This window comes from Streptomyces xantholiticus, from assembly GCF_014651015.1.
In the GTDB taxonomy this organism is placed as follows: domain Bacteria; phylum Actinomycetota; class Actinomycetes; order Streptomycetales; family Streptomycetaceae; genus Streptomyces; species Streptomyces xantholiticus.
The window spans coordinates 22,417-42,124 of the sequence record NZ_BMWB01000038.1 but is presented as its reverse complement, the minus strand read 5'-3'; the positions used below and the strand labels follow the sequence as shown (position 1 = coordinate 42,124).

17 protein-coding genes and 2 pseudogenes are annotated in these 19,708 nt (G+C 68.6%); 6 read left to right on the top strand and 13 right to left on the bottom strand.

What is annotated here, in order from left to right; translation table 11 throughout:
* Positions 1 to 194: 194 nt before the first annotated feature.
* On the bottom strand, positions 195 to 2,021 hold the full coding sequence (locus IE198_RS32875) for a glycoside hydrolase family 15 protein (RefSeq protein ID WP_189893309.1): 1,827 nt from the start codon (positions 2,019 to 2,021) through the stop codon (positions 195 to 197).
* A 250-nt stretch (positions 2,022 to 2,271) separates the two neighbouring features.
* Here IE198_RS32875 and IE198_RS36470 point away from each other — a divergent pair, with 250 nt between their 5' ends.
* A complete protein-coding gene (locus IE198_RS36470; RefSeq protein WP_189893306.1) occupies positions 2,272 to 2,448 on the top strand; it encodes a hypothetical protein in 177 nt (58 codons plus the stop codon).
* 123 nt (positions 2,449 to 2,571) lie between these two features.
* On the opposite strand, the gene IE198_RS32865 is transcribed toward IE198_RS36470, so the two are convergent.
* From IE198_RS32865 to IE198_RS32820, 10 genes are all read right to left on the bottom strand, one after another.
* Positions 2,572 to 3,195, bottom strand: a complete 624-nt coding sequence (locus tag IE198_RS32865; protein WP_268246521.1) for an NADPH-dependent F420 reductase — start codon at positions 3,193 to 3,195, stop codon at positions 2,572 to 2,574.
* 415 nt (positions 3,196 to 3,610) lie between these two features.
* The gene (locus IE198_RS32860) at positions 3,611 to 3,904 is read right to left on the bottom strand and encodes a hypothetical protein (protein ID WP_189893302.1); all 294 of its coding nucleotides are present in this window, start codon (positions 3,902 to 3,904) and stop codon (positions 3,611 to 3,613) included.
* 783 nt (positions 3,905 to 4,687) lie between these two features.
* On the bottom strand, positions 4,688 to 5,512 hold the full coding sequence (locus IE198_RS32855; protein WP_189893300.1) for a RibD family protein: 825 nt from the start codon (positions 5,510 to 5,512) through the stop codon (positions 4,688 to 4,690).
* 52 nt (positions 5,513 to 5,564) lie between these two features.
* Complete coding sequence (gene folE, locus IE198_RS32850; protein WP_189893298.1) at positions 5,565 to 6,278, bottom strand: GTP cyclohydrolase I; 714 nt, start codon at positions 6,276 to 6,278, stop codon at positions 5,565 to 5,567.
* 161 nt (positions 6,279 to 6,439) lie between these two features.
* Positions 6,440 to 6,787 carry a DUF488 domain-containing protein gene (locus IE198_RS32845; RefSeq protein ID WP_189893296.1) on the bottom strand — a complete coding sequence of 116 codons (348 nt, stop codon included), beginning with the start codon at positions 6,785 to 6,787 and terminating at the stop codon, positions 6,440 to 6,442.
* Between the two features lie 56 nt (positions 6,788 to 6,843).
* Positions 6,844 to 7,227: a VOC family protein gene (locus tag IE198_RS32840; protein ID WP_189893340.1), complete on the bottom strand. Its 384-nt coding sequence runs from the start codon at positions 7,225 to 7,227 to the stop codon at positions 6,844 to 6,846.
* Between the two features lie 243 nt (positions 7,228 to 7,470).
* Positions 7,471 to 7,953 (bottom strand): hypothetical protein, encoded by a 483-nt coding sequence (locus IE198_RS32835; RefSeq protein ID WP_189893294.1) that lies wholly within the window; start codon positions 7,951 to 7,953, stop codon positions 7,471 to 7,473.
* Positions 7,950 to 9,767 (bottom strand): glycoside hydrolase family 15 protein, encoded by a 1,818-nt coding sequence (locus IE198_RS32830; protein WP_189893292.1) that lies wholly within the window; start codon positions 9,765 to 9,767, stop codon positions 7,950 to 7,952. Before IE198_RS32830 ends, IE198_RS32835 begins: the two co-directional genes overlap by 4 nt.
* Entirely contained in the window at positions 9,764 to 10,162 is a 399-nt protein-coding gene (locus tag IE198_RS32825) for a universal stress protein (RefSeq protein ID WP_229834749.1), read from the bottom strand. The genes IE198_RS32830 and IE198_RS32825 overlap by 4 nt, the downstream gene beginning before the upstream one ends.
* A complete protein-coding gene (locus IE198_RS32820; RefSeq protein WP_189893290.1) occupies positions 10,062 to 11,423 on the bottom strand; it encodes a PP2C family protein-serine/threonine phosphatase in 1,362 nt (453 codons plus the stop codon). The genes IE198_RS32825 and IE198_RS32820 overlap by 101 nt, the downstream gene beginning before the upstream one ends.
* Positions 11,424 to 11,746: 323 nt before the next feature.
* Between IE198_RS32820 and IE198_RS32815 the strand changes: the two genes are divergently transcribed.
* A complete protein-coding gene (locus tag IE198_RS32815; protein ID WP_189893288.1) occupies positions 11,747 to 12,175 on the top strand; it encodes a beta-class carbonic anhydrase in 429 nt (142 codons plus the stop codon).
* 84 nt (positions 12,176 to 12,259) lie between these two features.
* Here IE198_RS32815 and IE198_RS32810 read toward each other — a convergent pair.
* Positions 12,260 to 12,811: pseudogene (locus tag IE198_RS32810) on the bottom strand (oxidoreductase C-terminal domain-containing protein); the annotation flags it as partial.
* 523 nt (positions 12,812 to 13,334) lie between these two features.
* Here IE198_RS32810 and IE198_RS32805 point away from each other — a divergent pair.
* The 4 genes and pseudogenes from IE198_RS32805 to IE198_RS32790 form a co-directional block, all read left to right on the top strand.
* Positions 13,335 to 14,873, top strand: coding sequence for a DUF4331 domain-containing protein (locus IE198_RS32805; protein ID WP_189893285.1), 1,539 nt, complete (start codon positions 13,335 to 13,337; stop codon positions 14,871 to 14,873).
* Between the two features lie 104 nt (positions 14,874 to 14,977).
* Entirely contained in the window at positions 14,978 to 16,384 is a 1,407-nt protein-coding gene (locus IE198_RS32800) for a tetratricopeptide repeat protein (RefSeq protein WP_189893283.1), read from the top strand.
* Complete coding sequence (locus tag IE198_RS32795) at positions 16,381 to 18,159, top strand: sulfite exporter TauE/SafE family protein (RefSeq protein WP_189893281.1); 1,779 nt, start codon at positions 16,381 to 16,383, stop codon at positions 18,157 to 18,159. Before IE198_RS32800 ends, IE198_RS32795 begins: the two co-directional genes overlap by 4 nt.
* A gap of 174 nt (positions 18,160 to 18,333) precedes the next feature.
* A pseudogene (locus tag IE198_RS32790) lies at positions 18,334 to 18,528 on the top strand (IS701 family transposase); the annotation flags it as partial.
* 548 nt (positions 18,529 to 19,076) lie between these two features.
* On the opposite strand, the gene IE198_RS32785 reads toward IE198_RS32790, so the two are convergent.
* Entirely contained in the window at positions 19,077 to 19,556 is a 480-nt protein-coding gene (locus IE198_RS32785) for a hypothetical protein (protein ID WP_189893278.1), read from the bottom strand.
* Positions 19,557 to 19,708 lie beyond the last annotated feature (152 nt).

Here is a 19,708-nt window from a genome sequence, read left to right as displayed (position 1 = left end):
CGCACACCGCGATGCGGTACATCACCGCGGCCCACCCCGAGCGCACCGCGAAGCTCCCGCGATGAGCTCGGTCCGCGACGGGCCGCTGCCGGTCACGGTGTCCGGTCGCACCAGCACGGTCCGTCCGTTCTCGTGGGCGGTCAGGCCATCTCGGCATCGGGGTGCAGGGCGGGCAGAGGCTGGATGCTGGTTCCTCAGCCGAGCGCGCGGTCCAGGTTGAACGCGGCGCTGATCAGGGCGAAGTGAGTGAATGACTGGGGGAAGTTGCCCTGTTGCTCGCCGGTGTTGCTGATCTCCTCGGCGTACAGGCCGAGGTGGTTGGCGTAGGTGAGCATTTTCTCGAAGGCCAGGGACGCCTCGTCGAGGCGTCCGGCTCGGGTCAGCGCCTCGACGTACCAGAACGAGCAGATGGAGAAGGTGCCCTCGTCGCCGCGTAGTCCGTCGGGGCTCGCCTGCGGGTCGTAGCGGTAGACCAGAGAGTCGGACACCAGGTCGTGGGTGAGCGCGTCAAGGGTGGACAGCCACTTGGGGTCGGTCGGGGCGATGAACTTCGTCAGCGGCATCATCAGGACGGCGGCGTCGAGGACGTCGCCGTCCTCGTGCTGCACGAAGGCCTGCCTGGCCTCGGACCAGCCGCGCTTCATGATCCGTCGGTAGATCGTGTCGCGGCTCGCCTGCCAGCGGGACAGGTCGGCGGGCAGACCGCGCCGGTTGGCCATGCGGATCGCCCGCTCGATCGCCACCCAGCACATCAGTCGCGAGTACAGGAAGTTCTTGCGGCCGCCGCGGGTCTCCCAGATGCCCTCGTCGGGCTGGTCCCAGTGCTCGCAGACCCAATCCACGAGCGCGCACAGGTCGTCCCACTGGTCGCTGGGGATCGGCTCGGCCCACTTGTCGTAGAGGTAGACCGAGTCGATCAGCGCGCCGTAGATGTCGAGTTGGAGCTGCTCGGCCGCGCCGTTGCCGATCCGTACCGGCGCGGAGCCCCGATGCCCTTCCAGGTGGGCGAGTTCACGCTCGGGCAGGTCGGTGCGGCCGTCGATGCGGTACATGATCTGCAGTGGGCCCGACGGCTTGGCGCCGCCCGGGGTGATGTGCCGGGACACGAAGTTCATGAACGCTTCGGCCTCGCCGGTGAAGCCCAGCCGCAGCAGCGCGTACACGCAGAAGGCTGCGTCGCGTACCCACACGTACCGGTAGTCCCAGTTGCGTTCGCCGCCGAGCTCTTCGGGCAGACTCGTCGTCGGGGCAGCCACGATCGCGCCGGTCGGCTCGTAGGTGAGCAGCTTCAGGGTGAGGGCCGAGCGGTGCACCCTCTCGCGCCAGCGGCCACGGTATTTGGACGAGGACAGCCACTTCCGCCAGTAGAGCACCGTGGTGGTGAACTGCTCCTCGGCCTCCGTCCGCGCGCACCCGCGGAGCGCCACCTTGCCGCCCACCTGGTCCAGGGCGAGTACCACCGACTCGCCCTCGGTCAGCTTGAAGTCGGCGCGCGCGTCTTGGCCGTCGATTTCCAGCGGGACGGTCGAGGTCAGCCCGAGCGACAGCTTGGCTGACTCGAACAGCGCGACTTGGTCGGCCATGCGCACGGTGTGCGGCTCGGCGCCGTAGTCGAAGCGCGGCGCCACGCGGGTACGGAAGGGGATGGAGCCGCGCACGCACAGCACCCGCCGGATCAACCGGTGGCGTTCGGTCTCTACCGCATTGCCGTCGACCGGCATGAAGTCCTGCACTTCGCCGACACCGTCCTCGGTGAAGAACCGGGTGATCAGGACGTTGGTGTCGGGGAAGTAGAACTGCTTGGTGCGCGCCGGAATACTCGCGGCCAGCTCGAAGCGGCCGCCCTTGTCCGCGTCCAGGATCGCGGCGAAGACGCTCGGGGCGTCGAAGGAAGGGCAGCAGTACCAGTCGATCGTGCCGTCGGTCCCCACCAGAGCCACGCTGCGCAGGTCGCCGATCAGGCCGTGCTCAGCGATCGGCAGATAGCGCGTGGCCCCGGAGACCTGTCGTGTTTCCTCCATCGCAGCCTCCCCGGCCCGACGCGCACCTCAGTTTCAGCTTAGGTGGCGGGGCGGGGTGACGCTCGACAGCGGATATAGATCCCTAAAGTGTTAGGTAATGCTGCGGCTACTTCAGGTAGGCGCAGGGTGGGTGTATGACTGACCAGGGAACGCTTGGTCCGGACGAGCGCGGTGGTGCAGACGAGGTCGGCTTCGAGCAGGTGACCGTCTCGGCGAGTGGCGGGCGGTTCAACCGCAAGTCACGGCGCACGTGAAGATCTCGCAGGATCTCAAGACCGGACTCGCCCTGCTGGCCCTGTGGGAACTCGCCGGCCGGGGCGTTGCCGCTCCTTGGCTGGCGGTCAGGCAAGGATGCACGATCGCTTTCGTCGACGTCTACCGCAAAGAGGCGAGGGATCACCCTGTCGCTACGCTGCGGGGCAGTTGAAACTCTCCCCGGGGGCGGCGGCCGTCCCGCGACGGCAGGCAGGCACGGATGAGGCGAATAGTTAAGGGTCAGGGAAGCCCTCGACGCGCTGCTCTCGGTTCGCACAGTCCCCGCGGCTTCCGGTCAGGGAAGGATTTTGATTGAGCTGTGCCAGTTCAGCTGGAGAGGCTCCTGGATGGCGATGTGCAGGAATCCCATCGCCTCCAGCTCCCGGGCTCTGCGCAGGGGGCCCACGTCCAACGGGCGCATCGCGCCAGAGCGGACAAGTTCGGCGATCTTGTCCTTTGCTGCGGAGTCGTCGCCGGCGATCAGGACGTCGAGCGGGACGTCATGGCCCTCGCCAGTCGTCAGCAGGCCGGCGAAGGTGGTGTTGAACGCTTTGACGACCTTCACGTCGGTGCCGACGACCTGCTGGATCTCCTCGGCCGCTGAACTGTCGAGGGGTGTCACCCGCCCATCCATGGTCGAGAAGTTGATGGGGTTACAGATGTCTACCAGGACCTGCCCGGCCAAAGCGGCTCCGGCGGATCTCGCGACCTGCAGCGCCGCGTCGTACGGCAGTGCGAGGACGGTGACATCGGCTGGTCCCGGCGAAGCGGCCCAGTGGCTCTCGGCGTCCGGGAACCGCTGCTTGAGCTCTTCGGCCAGTGCCTGAGCACGATCGTCTCTGGGATGGGTCACGCTTACTCCATGGCCGCCAGTAAGGGCACGGGTGGCGATGGCACGGCCCATTTTGCCGGGGCCCACAAGATTGATTCTCACTGGTGCTGCCTTCCGGTCTGAGAGGCGTAGGACGCCGTCGCGTCCGCGCTCTGCCAGTGGGCAGGGTTGGCCCCGAGCGGAGTGCCGGGTCAGGCAGGACGCCGAAGTGCGCAAAGGCATCCCTATCCCGACGCCCGATGGCTGTGCGCAGAGAACGGCCGCTGTCACCCGGATGCTGGAAACGAGGGGACTGCAAATCGTTCGGCTCTGTTTCACATTCGGTGGTGACGGAGCGTGGTGCTGGCAGCAGTGGCCGAAGCGGCTTGAAATGAACCCCTGCCGCGGTCCGGCAGGGGGCGGAGTATCGATGGGTGCCGAGCCTTGAGCCCGCGGGGCACAGCGCGGCAGGGTGCGCAGCCGGTTGCGAGCGAGGTGCAGTCTCCCTATGCGCCCGTGCCGCTCAGGAAGGTGCCAGGCGTTCCCGCAGTTCATTGAGGTAGCCGTCATAGGCCGCAGCGACATCCTCCAGATCGATCATCGGAGGAAGGTCCATGACCGGCTGATGCTCGAGCAGGAACGCGGCCGTCTCTCGGACGACAAATTGCTCGGCGGTGCTGTCGACGCCCAAGTCCTTCAAGACGTTGGGGCTGACCCGGAACCGGAACTCAGCCTCCCTCGCGTCGCCTGGGACCCGGAGCAGGTATTCGTGGTCACCCAGCGGCTGGACCCCATAATCTGCAGAGTTGTCGGACATATCGGCACTCTACTCGCAGGCGTGAGAACCGTGCGCGCCAGCCGGAACCCGGCTGCGCGCCTGCGGATCGCGGCTAGCGCAGGCCGCCGGCGTTCCAGTGGGGGCGTGGCTGGGCGCACACCGTGTTTGCTTTCTGCAGGTCGTCCGGAATGCCACCTGCTGGTCGGCGATGGTGCGGGCCGAGCGTGAAAGGGAAGTATGTGATCTGCGGGCGGACGTCGTGCGGGTGGATGTCCTTTGACGTGCCGGATGCGCGCGGCATCTCTCCCGGTGCGGGTGGGGTCGTTTGCCGTGCGGAGGCAGATTTCGCCCAGTCTTGCGCGAGCGGAGCGTACGGTCATTCGACCGGTGCGGTTGCCGCCGGCGCCAGTCCGATGATGGCCAAGGCGGCGTCGGAAGGCCCTAACCCCGGTACGGGCCGCCACCAGTACTCCCAGTCACCACGTGCCGACCGTGGCTGGAACGGGAACTGCGCCTGCTGCAGCCCACCGCGCGTTCCATCGTCGTCCTCTGAGGCTTCGGCTGGCTCGCCGCACCGCCGGCCCTGGAGGCCGCCGGTCCCTGTGCCGACGACATGGCCGGGTTGGACGTTGATGGTGGGATGTCGTACCTGCCCAAGCAGCATGATGCCCTTCTCGTGGTGCGCCGAGCAGTTCGGACGCCGCGGTGCTCCGACGCTGGGTTCCTGGCCGACTTTCGTGGCCATGATGGGCCGACGGCGATGGTTGATCACGTGAGGGCCAGCGGTCGTCTCGACGGCGCCACCTGCTGATTCGGCATGCGTCAATTGGCCGGTGAGGGACGGCCGCGTGGCGTCCGAAGTCGGTAGCGGAGGAACAGATGTGAGTTCCGTCGCCGGGCGCTGATCAGGTCCGTCCATGCCGGTTGGTTCGGCAGCAGTTCGAGTCCGGAGATCAGCCCGGGGCGGGGGGTGTCGGCACGCCCGGCGAGCACGGGGGATGTCGTGAGGAACAGTTCATCCAGCAGGCCCTCCTGGAGCAGGCTGCCGATGAGGTGCGGCCCGCCTTCGGTGAGCACCGCGGTGTCTCCCTGGGCTTGGAGTGCCGCGAGGACGTCGGCCATACGGAGGGTGGATCCTTCGACGACGGTGAGCATCGCGCACGTTGGAGGCAGGCGTCCCTCCAAGCGGCGGGCGCCGTCCGCGGTGGTGGCTACGAGCGCGCCCGATTGCAGCGCTGGGTGGTCGGTGGGCACATCGCCGCTCGCGGTGACCACAGTCAGGTGCGGTTGGGTGGTGCGGCGCAGGCTGCGCCGTAGCTTGGTGAAGTCGGGGGCGGCCTGTGGACAGACGTGCTCGGGGGTCCACAGGTGGCGGGGGGTGGCTCGGAGCGTGCCGGCCCCGATGAGTACCGCGTCGGCGCATGCGCGTAGCAGTCCCATGACGAAGCGGTCCGCGGGTTCACGCCCGCTGATCGCGGAGCCGGATGAGGGGTATTCGGGGCCGAGGGCGACCACTCCGTCGATGGAGGTGACGAAGTTCGCGTACAGGCACGGCGTCGTGAAGCCGAGGTCGCCGCCGTAGGCCGTGGCGAGCGCCGAAGGCAGACCGAAGCCCGGTTGCCCTGCCTCCTCGTACAGCAGTTCCATGGGCGCCACGGAACTTGTCTGTGTTCCGCCGGTGGGGTGTGCCGTGCTGTCTTCAGCCATATCCGGCCAGGCCGCGTTGGCCGCACAACGTGAAGAACTCTCCACGCAGTTGTGGGTCCTCGTCGTACGTGCCCCGCCAGTGGGTGGTGCGGGTGCTGGACTCGATCTCCCGTACTCCGCGCATCTGCGTGCACAGATGCACCGCCTCCAAATGGACCGCGACGCCGTGCGGCAGCAGGATCTGCTGCAACGATTCGGCAAGCTGGCGGCCGATGCGCTCCTGTACCGAGAAGCGGCGGGCGAACAGTCGTACCAGCCTGGTCAGTTTGGAAAGCCCGAGGATGTGCTCGTGCGCGATGTACCCGATGTACGCCTTGCCGAAGAAGGGCAGAGCGTGGTGCTCACAGAGAGCGAAGAAGGGGATCGGTCCTTCGACGATCTGGCTGATCCGGCAGTCGGAGCCGCCATGGCATTCGGTCTCGAAGGCGGTGACCAACTTTTCGTCGCCTTCGTACCCGCTCGTGGCGTCGAAAAGGGCGCGCAGGAAGCGGCGGGGTGTGTCTGCCGTGGCTGCTGACCCTGCGGCCAGGCCCAGCGCTTCAAAGATCTCCTTGAGGTGGCCTTCGAACCGCTGCCACTCCTCGGGAGTGATCTGCCGCGGAGACACGGCGGCCCACTCGATCTCGTCCGTGGCGGGTACGAGGCTTTCCCCGACCAGCCCTGCGACGGGTGGGGGACCGTTCATCTGCGGCAGATGATCATTCATGGGCAGCCTCAAGATGTGACGACGCCACTGCAGTCGTTCATAGCCATTATCGGCCGATTCTTGTGTGAGTGCTGCCCGAGATGCGGTGCCCATGCGCCGGCGCAGCGAGACGGCGCGCGCCTCGCGGTGCCGTTTGACTCCGGCTGTCAGCTCCGGAGCATCTAGGCGAGCACTTCGGCTTCGCTGATCTCGGGATGCTTGGTCGCGGTGAGGAGGGTCAGGGGGCGGTCCTCGGCGAGGTTGCGCAGGTGCGTCAGAGCGTCTGCGTGTTCGGGATCTTTGAGTTCGGTTCGGTAGCGGCGGCTGAATTCCGCGAAGCGCTCGGGGTCGTGGTTGTACCACTTGCGCAGCTCCGTGGATGGGGCGACTTGTTTGCACCACTCGTCGAGGTGGGCTTTGTCCTTGGTCATCCCTCGGGGCCAGATCCGGTCGACCAGTACTCTCACGCCGTCAGCCTGTGTAGGAGCCTCGTAGATGCGGCGCACGTGTACCGTCCTGCTATGAGCCATGGAAGGACCTCCTCACCCTCTCTCGTGAGCTAGGTACTCGGGCTTCCTTCCGCGGTTCATACGTAGTAACGAGAAATGATCTCGAGCCGCTCCACCTCGTCCGGCCCCGGATAGGCCACCAGCACCGGCAGGCCGCTGGGATCGCGGCCCTCGATGAGGGTGAATCCCTCACCTTCCCTGGTGTCGACACGGTCGGACCGGGCTCTGAGCACGCGCTCGCACCGCTCGAAGTCCTCGAGGCTGTCCGCCGTCCAGATGACGTACTGCGCCCCGACGTGCCCCACCGGATGGGCGGCGCCGGGGCCCACTGTGCGCAGGTACACCTGGAAACCGCCCAGGCCCACGAGCAGCGCGGCAGTGGCGGTGCGAACGGTGACTTCCATGTTCAGCAGCTCCCGGTAGAAGTCCGCCGATGCGTCGTGGTCGTGGACGAACACCACGACTGACGAAAGCCGCGGACCGTGCGCATCCGGTCGGTTACCGGTCGGCTGGGAATCCGCCGGAAGCGGTGCGGAATCCGGGCCGCTGGGCGCCGCTTCATGTGCATGTGCCATGGGCCTTCCGCCTTCGACCGCGAACGGGGCTTGTCTGTGCGGGTTGGTCGTCCTGATTCCACGCTACCCGCCCCGCGTTGGGCCCGCTGGAGTCAGCCTCGGGGCCCCTGAACGGCGCTGGCCGAGTGGTCAGCTCGGCCAGGTGAGGAACCCTCCCACGATGGTGCCGTAGGCGAGGTGCGCGGCGAGGGTGACGGTGGGTGTGCCGCGTCCGTAGTTGAGCATGAGGAAGCCGGGTGGTTCGAGCAGTGCGACGTCGGGGGCGCTGGTCTGGGAGGTGCCCATGCGGGGGTGGACGAGGGGAAGCAGGATGTTGACCAGGGCGGTGGCGGCGAAGAGGCCGTGGACGAGGCCGAAGACGGTGCCGAGCCACCAGCTGCTGTAGTCGATGGCGGCGAAGACCGCGTAGTAGAGCAGGGCGAAGATCAGGCCGTTGATGAAGTGTGCGCTGTAGCCGATGGCTTTGGCGCGGGTGCGGTCGCCGGTGAAGGCGGTGCCGAGCAGGAATGGCAGATCGATGCGGGTGAGGTTGAAGGTGTTGGCGGCCCGCAGGCCGGTGGTGAGGATGAGGGTGCCGACGAATCCGCCTGCCAGCGCGGCCCAGATGCTCATCGTGTGGCCTCTCCGATGGCGCAGGCGGCGCTGATCAGTGCCAGATGGGTCAGACCCTGGGGCAGGTTGCCGAGGAAGGCACCCGAAGCGGGGTCGATTTCTTCGCTGTAGAGGCCGACGTCGTTGCCGAGGGCCACGAGCTGGTCCATGAGGGAAACGGCTTCCTCGGTGCGGCCGCATCGTGCGAGGGCCTCGGCGAGCCAGAAGGAGCAGGCGAGGAAGGCGCCTTCACTGCCGGACAGGCCGTCGGGGCCGAGGTAGCGGTTGACGTATGGGCCTGCTCGGAGGGTTTCCTGGACGGCGGACACGGTGCCGCTCATGCGTCGGTCGTCGCTCGGGCGGTAGCCGTGCAGCAGGCCGAGCAGGAGGCTTGCGTCCACATCGTCGCTGCCGGCCGAGCGCGTATGGCTGTTCATCCGCTCGCTGAAGCAGCGGGTCTCGACGAAGTCGGCGACGGCCTGACGCTCTTCGTGCCAGCGGGCGGCGTGCCGGGCCGGAATCAGCTGCCGGCCGGCCAGGTCGAGGGCGCGGTCGAGGGCGATCCAGCACATCATCTTGGATTGGGTGAAGTGTTCCGGGGCGCTGCGGACCTCCCAGATGCCGGCGTCGGGCTGTCGCCAGGTGGTGCAGATGAAGTCGGCGATCTCCGCCAGCCGGCGCGCGACGTCGGCGTCGAGACGATGGCCTGCGGTGGTGTAGAGCCAGGCGGTCTGCAGCAGTTCCCCGTAGGTGTCCAGCTGGAGCTGTCCGGCAGCCGCATTACCCACGCGTACGGGTGACGAGCCGCGGTAGCCCGAGAGGGGCAGGGTTCGTTCGGGGGCTCGGGTGCCGCCGCTGAGGCGGTACAGGACGTGCAGGCGGGGGTGGGTGAGCTGGGAGGCATGCATGAGCCACCAGAGGTAGCTGGTGGCTTCCGGTGCGCAGCCCAGCTTGAGGAAGGCGTCCAGGGTGAAGGCGGAGTCGCGGATCCAGCTGAAGCGGTAGTCCCAGTTGCGTTCCCCGCCCAGCTCCTCGGGCAGCGAACAGGTTGCGGCGGCGGCGACCGCGCCGGAAGGGGCAAAGACCAGAAGCTTGAGCGCGAGGGCGCTGCGCAGTACCGCTTCACGCCACGGTCCGGTGTAGGTGCGGTCGTCCGACCACTGCCGCCAGGTGGCAGCGGTGTGGTCCAGGCGGGCCTCGCACTCGGCGCGTGGGGGCAGAACCAGTGGTTCTTGGTATGCGTACGGCAATGCGATCAGCGCCCGGGTACCGGATTCGGTCCGGAAGTGGCCGGTGACGGAGTCGGCCGTGTACTGCGGTTGGCCGGCGTGCCAGGCGCAGATCGCGACCGCTTCGGCGCCGCAGGTGGCCACCGGTACGCCCGCACGGCGCGCCAGATGCGGTGCGCGGGCGCCGTAGGCGAAGCGGGGCTGGACGCTCCAGCCCATCGGCACGCTGCCCGCAAGGCCCTCGATGCGTCGGACCAGCTCGCGTCCGGGCGTCAGGGATGCGGTGTCGGACAGAGTCAGCGCGTCGGTGACCCGGACCGTGCCGCCTGCGGTGGTGAAGGTCGTCTCCAGCACGTTGGTACCGGGCAGATAGCGTCGGGCCGCGGTGTACGGCACCTCGGGCCGCAGGGTGAATCTGCCGCCGCGGGCCTGGTCGAGGACGGCGGCGAACAGGGTCGGAGAGTCCAGGTCCGGCCAGCTCAGCCAGTCCACCGCTCCGTCACAGGCGATGAGCGCGACAGAGCGGCCGTCCCCGATCACCGCGTAGTCCCGCAACGCCGCGTAGCCGTCCGTCCGTACCGGTGCGGCGACGGCGGAGTCACTCACGACGGGGCGCCGGGCACGACGACAACCGGGAGCTGGGCGTTGTGCACGACCTCGGTGCTGGTGGAGCCCAGGGTGAGGCGCCCCCACGCACCGGAGCCGCGGCTGCCGACCACCACGATGCAGGCGTCTTCGCTCGCGTCCAGCAGGACCTGCGACGGACGGCCCTTCTCCGCTCTGATCTCGATCTCCACCGACGCGCCGCCGACCTGCTTCCGAGCCTCGTCCAGCGCCTTGTTGACCGCCTCCCACGTGGTGTCGCGCAGCTGTGTGTCCAGATCATGGAAACCGGCGGCATCAGGCCACGGGAGTGCGCTGTACCTGCTGGTGAAGTCGTAGGCGCAGACGGCGCGGAGACCGGTCTGGCGCAACTGTGCCTCCTGAAGGGCGAAGCGCAGGGCCGGCCCGGAGGCGGGAGAGCCGTCGGTGCCGACCACGACAGGTGCAGGACGGGCGACGTTCGTCATAGTGGGTGCCTCCAAGCCGAGTGTCGGGTGCTTGCGGTGAGCGGCCGTTCAGTCCGTCCTGCGGACCACGAGCGCGGTGATGTCGTCCCGGTGTTCTCCGGCGGTGTGGCGGCTGAGGTCTTCGCTCAGGTGATCGGCGACTTCCCAGGGGGAGATGTTCGCCCAGGCCCCCCAAGCGCTCTGCGAGGGGATAGAAGGCGCCGGTGGCGTCGCGGGCCTCGGTGACACCATCGCTGCAGCTGATGAGGGTGGCACCCGGAGGGAAGGGGAACCATGCGACGGTCCTGGGTTCGGCAGAGAGGTCGGCAACACCCAGCGGAACGCCCGGGTCGCCGAGTGGAACGGGGGCGACCGGGCCGGCTTTCAACAGGTAGGGCGGAAGAGGGCCGCAGTTGACGGCCTGCGTCTCGGCCGAGGTGTCGATGCCCAGGACGAGAGCGGTGACGAATCGCTCGGGTTCGCCGGCCTGCTGGGCAAAGGCGTTGTGCCGGACGACAGCTTGTTCCAGGTCGTCGACGAGCGCGGTAAGGGTCGGCTCACGCAGAGCGGCCTCGCGGAAAGCGCTGAGGACCGCGAAGGCGGTTCCGATCGCCGGCAGTCCCTTGCCCTGGACATCGCCGAAGAGCAGCCGCGTGCCGTACGGCGATGCCACCACCTCGTAGACGTCTCCACCCACCAGCCTGTCCGCCTCCACCGGCAGGTACAGGCCGTCGACGATCACCCGGTCGGTGAGGATCGGCAGGGGCCGCAGCATCTGCCGTTGGAGAGCGACAGCCGTGGACCGGACGCGCAGCAGTTCGCGTTCCCGCCTGATCCGCCAGTGGCAGGTCACCACGCACAGCACGCCGAGCACGCAGGCCAGCACCATGATGATCCCGTAGTCGTACGATGAAGGGAGCGGCCGGTACATCAGAACTGCGGTGATGACGATCAAAACCCAGCCCACCGCGCAGGCGGTCTGGCGCACTGTGCCGACCATCGCCGGAAAGGCGGGAAGCAGGATCAGCAGGGGGATGAGCCGCACCGTGCGGTCGTCAATCGTCAACTCCAGCAGCACGACCGGTACGGTCGCTGCCACCACGTAGGCCAGCGGGGCCTTGATGCCACCTCTGGGAGACGGCCCGGCGCTCTCGGCGCGCAACGGCAGCGGAGCGTCGGGCGTACGGGCCCCCACACGCCGCCGACGTATCACCTCTCCAGGCTCCCCCGGCCCCCCCGCCGCCGCAAAGCGACGGGCTCCGTGGGGACAGCACAACCCTGGTTGGTGCCGTGTGTGCAGCCCGCCTGGAACACGCGGTCCCGCACCTGGTCCCGCGACCTTAAAAGTGGCGCAGGTCGTATGCGGGCGTATTCGGGGCGACCATCGAAGTGAGGAACACAGTGCTCGCCCAGGCTGTGGCCCGGCCGGCAGGCCGCTGGCACAGCTCTTCACGCCGGGCGCGTGGCTGCGCAAAGCCGAAGAAGCCTGCGTCAGCGCCCATTCGTGCCAAGACCCTTGCGGGAAAGGCAGCGAAGATGTCGGTCACCGAGCAGTACCTCGCGAACAATCGGGCGTATGCCTCTCGCTTCACCGGCCCCCTCCCGATGGAACTCTCCCAGCAAGTAGCCGTAGTGGCCTGCATGGATGCGAGGCTGAACATCTACGCCCTCCTCGGCCTGAAAGATGGCGAGGCCAGCGTGATTCGCAACGCAGGGGGCGTGGTCACGGACGATGTCATCCGATCGCTGGCGGTGAGCCAGCAATTGCTGGGAACGAACGAGATCATCCTCATCCATCACACCGACTGCCGAATGCTGACCTACCCCGAATCCTTCCATGACGTGGAGGTCGACGTACGTCGGTCCATCAGCCGCATCAAGGCGAGTCCCTACCTTCCTCACCGCGAATCCGTACGCGGGTTCGTCCTCGACGTCGCTACAGGACAGCTTGAAGAAGTGACATGACACGCGACCGCTGAGTCGCCGACAGGTGCCTCAGCGGCGATGGTCCGGGCCGGTGGGAGGGCCTCCAAACAGCACTTCTCCGAATCATGCGGTCGTGTCTGGGCGTCCGAGAAGGTGTGCCAGGGGAACGTCGGAGTCGGCGAGCCTCTTCGCGTCGACCGGGCGCCGGGAGGTCACGAGGTCGCGGATCGGGTCGGTGACGTCCCAGACGTTGACGTTCATCCCGGCCAGCACCCGCCCCTCGGCGAGCCAGAAGGCGATGAACTCGCGGGTGTCCCTCCGCCCACGGAAGACGACCTGGTCGTAGCCGCCGGGTTCGACGTAGCCGGTGTACTCCATGCCCAGGTCGTACTGGTCGGTGAAGAAGTACGGAACGCGGTCGTAGGCCACGTCCTGGCCGAGCATCGCTTTGGCTGCGACGTGCGGCTGATTGACGGCGTTGGCCCGGTGCTCGACACGGATGTGTTTCCCGAGCAACGGATGAAAGGCGTTGGCGACGTCGCCGGCGGCGTGGATGTCCGGGTGCGAGGTACGCAACCGGGCGTCGACGAGGACGCCGTTGTCGACTTCCAGGCCGGCGGCGTCGGCGAGTTGGGTGTTGGGGGTGATGCCGACCCCGACGATGACCGCGTCGGCATGTGGGCAGTGGCCTATCCGGCACCCCCGACCCGGGAGCCGGCACGATGCGGCCGGCCTGTGTCGAGCCGGGACAAGTCGTCTACCTGGCTACAACGTCGCAGAAGCCCGGCGCACAGAGGAGATCTTCGAGGGGAGCCCCCTTTCAATGACCGACGTCGTGGTCGCCGGCTTCGACAAGTCGCTCTCATAGGCGAAGATCACGGCCGGCGATGATGCTGGGCGGCCCACGCCAAGGCGACCGCGGGGGCCTTCCGTCGCCCTCGGCCGCCGTGGCGAACTTTCTTGCGTGTGTGAGCAATCCGACACACCGTCTCCCCACAGCCTGCCGCCCCACCCTTGTCGCACAGGGCCCGACCTGCGCGGATGCCCGCCCTGACTGTCACCGGGGTGATGCCGCCCACACCCGTCCGGAGACGCAACGCGCGGAAGTAGTGGCGATCAAGACCGAGCAAGACGGCGGTCGCGCACGTACTGGACGTACAACCGGGTCGGACCGGAAGTCGGACGAAGGACGAAGGCAATGACGCCAATCAGCTGGGGCCGGTGGCCCCGACCGACACGCAGGAGCGTTGCCCTGGTCACCTGCGGGGCGCTGGCCGCGGCCGGGCTATCGGCCGCTGGTGCGGCGATGCTCCAGCCACAGAGCGCCACGGCATCGAGCCACCGGGAGGCCCCGTTGATATCGGGGCAGCCGCAGTTTGACAACACGGACGTGTACGCCTTCGTCAGCCCGGACCATCCCGACACGACGACGATCGTGGCGAACTGGCTGCCGTTCCAGGAGCCTGCGGGCGGCCCGAACTTCTTCCCGTTCGCAGGAGACGCCCGCTACAGCATCCACGTCGACAGCGACGGTGACGCGCAGGACGATCTGCTGTACCGGTACACGTTCAAGGACCACCGAAAGAACGAGAACACCTTCCTGCACAACACGGGTGTCGTGGAGAGCCTGGACGACCCCGACCTCAACTTCACCCAGACCTACGACATCGAGCTCCTGCGGCTGGAGCACGGCAAGGCGATCTCCTCGCACCAACTCGCCAAGCACTTGCCGACGGCTCCCGCGAACGTCGGCAAGGCGTCCATGCCCGACTACCAGAAGCTGCGCGACCAGGCCGTCCACGAGATCCCGGGCGGGCTGAAGACCTTCGCAGGCCAGGCCGACGACCCGTTCTTCCTCGACCTGCGCGTCTTCGACCTGCTGTATGGCGGCGACCTGTCGGAGGTCGGCAACGACACGCTTCGGGGTTACAACGTCAACACGATCGCCCTGCAGGTTCCGAACGCCTTTCTGCGGGAGTCCGAGGCTCAGCCGGTCATCGGCATCTACTCGACGACGGAGCGCCAGAACGCCGAAGGGCACTGGACCCAGGTGTCGCGGCTCGGCATGCCGCTGGTCAACGAGGTGGTCAACCCGGTCAAGGACAAGGACAAGTTCAACGCCTCGTCGCCCGAGAACGACGGTGACTTCCTGAAGAATGTCACCGAGCCCGAGCTGCCGAAGCTCATCGAGGCGATCTACAAGATCAAGGCTCCGGCCGAGCCGCGCCAGGACCTCGTCTCGGTGTTCCTCACCGGCATCAAGGACGTCAACCAGCCGCCCGGCGGTACACCGTCCGAGATGCTGCGGCTGAACACGGCAGTCAAGCCGACGGGTGAGCCGAAGCGCTTGGGCGTGCTGGACAGCGACAACGCGGGCTTCCCCAACGGGCGACGTCTGACGGACGACGTACTCGACATCGCGCTCCAGGTCGTCGAGGGCGAACTCGTCGGTTCGAAGAACGACTTGGGCGATGCAGTGGACGCCAACGACAAGGAGTTCGGTCACTCCTTCCCCTACGTCGCCCTGCCTGCCTCCGGGTCGGACACCCGGGCAGCTGCCGGCGCCGACACGAAGAGCGCCACCGGCCTGACGGGTGGAGCCTCCGGCCTCACCGGATCGTTGAGCGACAGCACCGTGCTGGCCGCTGGAGGCGCCGGAGCCCTGCTGGTGGCCGGGCTCGGAGCCTTCTGGCTGCGATCGCGCCGCCGCACCGCGAGCCGCTCCTGGCTCGGCTGACCCGACGGGACACAGGCCACCCCGAACGGCCCGGCGGCGCCGTCCGTTCCCCGCGGCGGCGCCGGGCCACCTTTGTTTCGACCGGACCGAGGAAGTTGACACACATGCCCGTACGGAAGCCGCTTCTCGCGCAAGTGCGTGAGCGGGGAATCGGCCCGCACCTGCGGATCGCCGCCGTTGCGGCCGTGGCCCTGGGACTCACCGCCGTCTCGGTGGCGCTCGGTGCGGACGCCGACTCCGCTCGCCCGGCCCGGAGCGCGCCCGTGCTCGCCGCGGGAGTCCCCGTGGAGCGGCTGCCGGCGGACGATCTCGCGCGGGGAACAGCTGCCCTGCAGAAGCACCTCGACGCGCAGCCCAAGGACGCCGCCGGGTGGGCGACGCTCGGCGTCGCGTACGTCGAACAGGCAAGGATCAGTGGTGATCCGACGCGGTATCCGAAGGCTGAGAAGGCGTTCGCGCGTTCACTGAAGCTGCGTCCGGCCGCCGAGAACGATGCCGCGCTCGCGGGGCAGGCCGTGCTGGCCGCAGCCCGGCACGACTTCGCGTCCGCGCTGGACCTCGCGGACCGTGCTCTGCGGGTGAACGGGTACAGCGAGCGGGCACTCGCCGGCCGGGTCGACGCGCTCGTCGAACTCGGGCGGTATGACGAGGCGTACCAGGCCGTGCAACTCGCCGACCGCCGCCGCCCCGGCATCCCGATCTTCACCCGCTACGCGTATGTGCTCGAGCTGCGCGGCGACACGGAAGGAGCCAGACGTGTGCTGACGCGGGCCCTGAGGTCCGCGACGGCTTCGGCGGACCGGGCGTACGTCGCCACCGCGCTCGGCCAACTGGACTGGAGCCAGGGCCGTTACCAGCCGGCCCTCGACCACTTCGCCGAGGCACTGCGCGCCGATCCGCAGCACTTGCCGGCCCAGGAGGGGCGCGGGCGCACATATGCCGCACAAGGGGAGGAGCGCAAGGCGCTGAGAGCCCTCGAGGAGGTCGCCAGGCGCCAGCCGCTGCCGGGGCGGGTGGCAGCGCTCGGGGAGCTGCACGAGGTGGCCGGGGACCGGACCGAGGCCGCTCAGCAGTACGAGCTGGCCGGCACATGGATGCGGCTGGCAGACGCCAACGGTGTTGCCACTGACCTGGAGTCGGCCCTCGTCGCCGCCGACCACGGAGATGCCGCCGAGGCACTGTCCTCGGCGCGCGCCGAGTGGAAACGCCGCGAGACCGTGCACACCGCGGACGCGCTCGGATGGACACTCCATGTCAATGGCCGGGACCGGGAGGCCCTCGTCTACGCGAGGAAGGCGACGGCACCCTCGCCCGGATACCGCAACGCGTCGTTCCTCTACCACCTGGGCATGATCGAACGTGCCCTCGGTGACCACACACAGGCCGCGCGCCACCTGCGTGCAGCGCTCGATCTGAACCCCGGTTTCTCGCCCGTCGGTGCGCGCCGGGCCGAATCCGCGCTGAAGGCCCTGCCGGACCCGGCGGGCCCGAGCGGGCGGAGCGCGTCATGAGGTGCCGCAGCGCCGTCGGCGCCCTGGCTGTGCTCATGACGGGCACCGCGCTCGCGTTGGTGCCCGCCGGGGCAGCCGGGGCGCATCCCCTGGGGAACTTCACGGTGAACCAGTACGACGGCATCGTCGTCTCACCGGGCCGGTTGCGCGTGGACCATGTGGAGGATCTGGCGGAGATCCCCGCCGCGCAGGAACTGTCCCGCATCGACACCGACGGGGACGGCCGTCCGGCCGAGGCCGAACTGTCGGCGTGGGCACGCACGCGGTGCGACGTGGCGGCGCGCGGAGCACGGCTCGTCGTCGGTGGAGGAGAGCGGACCACCGTCACGGCCGGCCGGGCGCGCGCCGAGGAGCGTCCCGGGCAGGCCGGACTGAAGACACTGCGTGTGACCTGTGAGCTGACGGCACCGCTGGCAGGTGGCGAGGACATCCGTATCGGGTACCGGCCCGCGGATGCCTCGACCGTGGGAGGCTGGCGGGAAATCACTGGGCGCGGTGACGCAATGACCCTGCATGGCTCGGACGTGCCGCAGCGGTCCGTGTCGCGTCGGCTGAGCACGTACCCCAACGACCTCCTCTCCTCTCCGCCCGAGCACACGGCCGCTGCCTTCACGGTCCGGTTCGGTGGGCCGGCCCTCGCGGACGGCGGCAGCGAGGCGACGAGGAACGGATCACCGGCGGCGGGTGTGCTGCCGCGTGGCGCGGACCGCTGGGCCGAGGCCCTGACCGGGCTGGTGGCCCGTCACGAGCTGACTGTCGGCTTCGCCGCGTTCGCACTCGTCGTGGCCCTGTGCCTCGGCGCCCTGCACGCGCTGGCACCGGGCCACGGCAAGACGATGATGGCTGCCGCCGCCACGGCCGGCGGCCGGACCTCGCTGCGTGATGTGCTCACGCTCGGTGCGTCGGTGACTCTGACGCACACGTTGGGCGTCTTCGCCCTGGGGGCGCTGATCACCGCGGGCTCCGCGGCCGCGCCCACGGTGGTCTCCTGGCTGACGGCGGTGAGCGGCGGGCTGGTGGCCGTCGCGGGGCTGCTGCTCGTCCGCAGGGCATGGCGACGGCGCCGCGAACCACACGACCACGGGCACGGGCACGGGCACCGCCACGAGCTCGGCCATGACCGCAAGCAGCTTGATGCTCCTGCGCAGGCCGCCGGATGTACGGATGCGCCCGCCGCGGAGCGGGTGCCGGCACTGGCCGCGGCCGGCGCCGGACACGCCGCTGCGGTGACTCCGTCCGCCGCAGCGCCCGTACCCACAGGCACCGTCCACCACCACGACGGCGACCGTGGGCAGGGGGAGCCCCGCCGTCACGAGCACGACGAGCAGCAGGGGCACCAACGGCACCGGAGCAGCGACACGCACGGTCACCGCCATGGTCACGACCACCATGGTCACGGTCACCACCACGCGCACGGGCACTCGCATGTCCCTCCCGCTCCCGGCCTGCGTGGGGTGGTCCTGATGGGTCTCGCCGGCGGACTGGTGCCGAGTCCCTCGGCCGTCGTCGTCCTCGTGGGGGCGGCGGCTCTCGGCCAGGCCTGGTTCGGGTTCCTGCTGATCGTCGCCTACGGTGCCGGACTCGCGCTCACGCTCGCGGCAGCCGGATTCGCGGTGGTCCGCCTGCGTGAGACCACCACGCGCAGGCTGGCGCTGCGACCGCATGGCCCGCTCTTCTCGCTGGTCGGCCGAACCGCACCGATGGCCTCGGCCGTCGTCGTCCTGACGCTGGGATGCGGCCTGCTGCTCAGGGGTGTTGCCACGGCCCTCGGCTGAGAGCCTGTCGGGTGGCTGATCAGGCGCGAGGCGTGACGGTTGGGTTCTGCCCTCTGGGCATGGCGAGGGCCCCGGAATGATCACGTGGTGTGTGCCAGTGCGACAACTCGAGGCCGTCAGCGGCGCCGACAGCGCCCTGTACGAGACCGTCGACCGCGCCGGCTGCTCGCACTTCGGATCGAGCACGACTACCGCGAACTCAAGACCAGCCTCGGCCTCGACCACTTCGAGGGCCGCTCGTTCACCGACTGGCACCGCCACGTCACACTCGTCACCGCCGCCCACCTGTTCCTCACCGAACAACGGACCTGCCCAAAAGCCCCTGCCAGGGCCTGCCCCTCTACCAGGCCCTGGACCTCCTCCAACACCTACTCGCCACCTGGACCGGCACCTGCCCCACCTGCCGACACCCCACCCCCTGGCAGCCCTACGACACAACCTAACAAAGCACTACTAGAACCCGAATTCGGGCAGGCGTCGGCCCTCCCGTGGGGAGGGCCGGGAGGGACGGCTCCCTGCCGGCGGGGGACAGATCTGCTGGCAGGTGCGCACAGCATGCGCCCCCGTCAGTTGCTGCGGTAGGTGTCGGTGCCGAATTTCCTCGATCGCGATCCCGGGAACGCGATCAGAGGCGATCCGCACTCGGTCGGCGACTCCTGGCGCCCGTCAGAGGTGACGTGGAAGAAGTACCGCGGAGGTCGTCGCTGCCTTGGAAGTGCCGCAATCGTCGATGGATTCCGCGAAGCCGAGTTCTTGCAGGGCGATCGCGCCTGCGGCTCGCAGCCACGCCTTTCGCCGACGACCGACAGTCATGGATGGACGCGGGCGGGGGCCAACGCTGAGGGGACGCACGCCCTTGCTTGGCCTCCGATCCGCCGATCCGGAGGCCGGGAACCGTGGGAGCGATGGGACCGCGGTCAGCTCTCCTCGAACCGGGCGGTGGCGCAGGGCGGGCACAGGTGGACGGTCTCGTGGTCGGTGGCCTCCGGGTACAGGGCTTCGGTGAACGGGTCCTTTATCGCCTTGACGTCCGGCTTCTGTTGGCCGCAGCCGCCGCAGCGCGGCAGCAGCGGTGCCATAGTCTCCAGTGCGCGGCGGATGCGGTCGCCGGTGCTGTCCTGGGCGTGGGCCTGGGCCTCGTCCAGGAGTTCCACAACCTGGTCGATCCGTTCGTCGTCGACTTCGGTGATGGAGACGGTGAAGGTGCCGATGATGTCACCGACGGCCGCCAGGACTCCGTTGTCCGGGGCCTGGGAGTCGTACAGGGCGCCCAGGACGGCGGCGTGCGGGGCGATGTCTTCGCTGCGGGTTGCGGCGTCGCGGAGTCGGTCGAGTCCGACTCGGACGATGGCGATTGCCGCGTCGATCTCCTGCTGCAACGTCAGCCTGCTGGTCACGGTGGGGCCTTTCTCGAAACGGCGAGCAGTGGGAGGCAGGGTCACAGTGCGGCAATGAGAAGGGCTGCCAGGAAGAGGAAGAAGACGTGGAAGCTCTGGTGTGTTAACTGCACCTTCTCGGGCTCGTGGGACATGGCGATCACGAGTCCCAA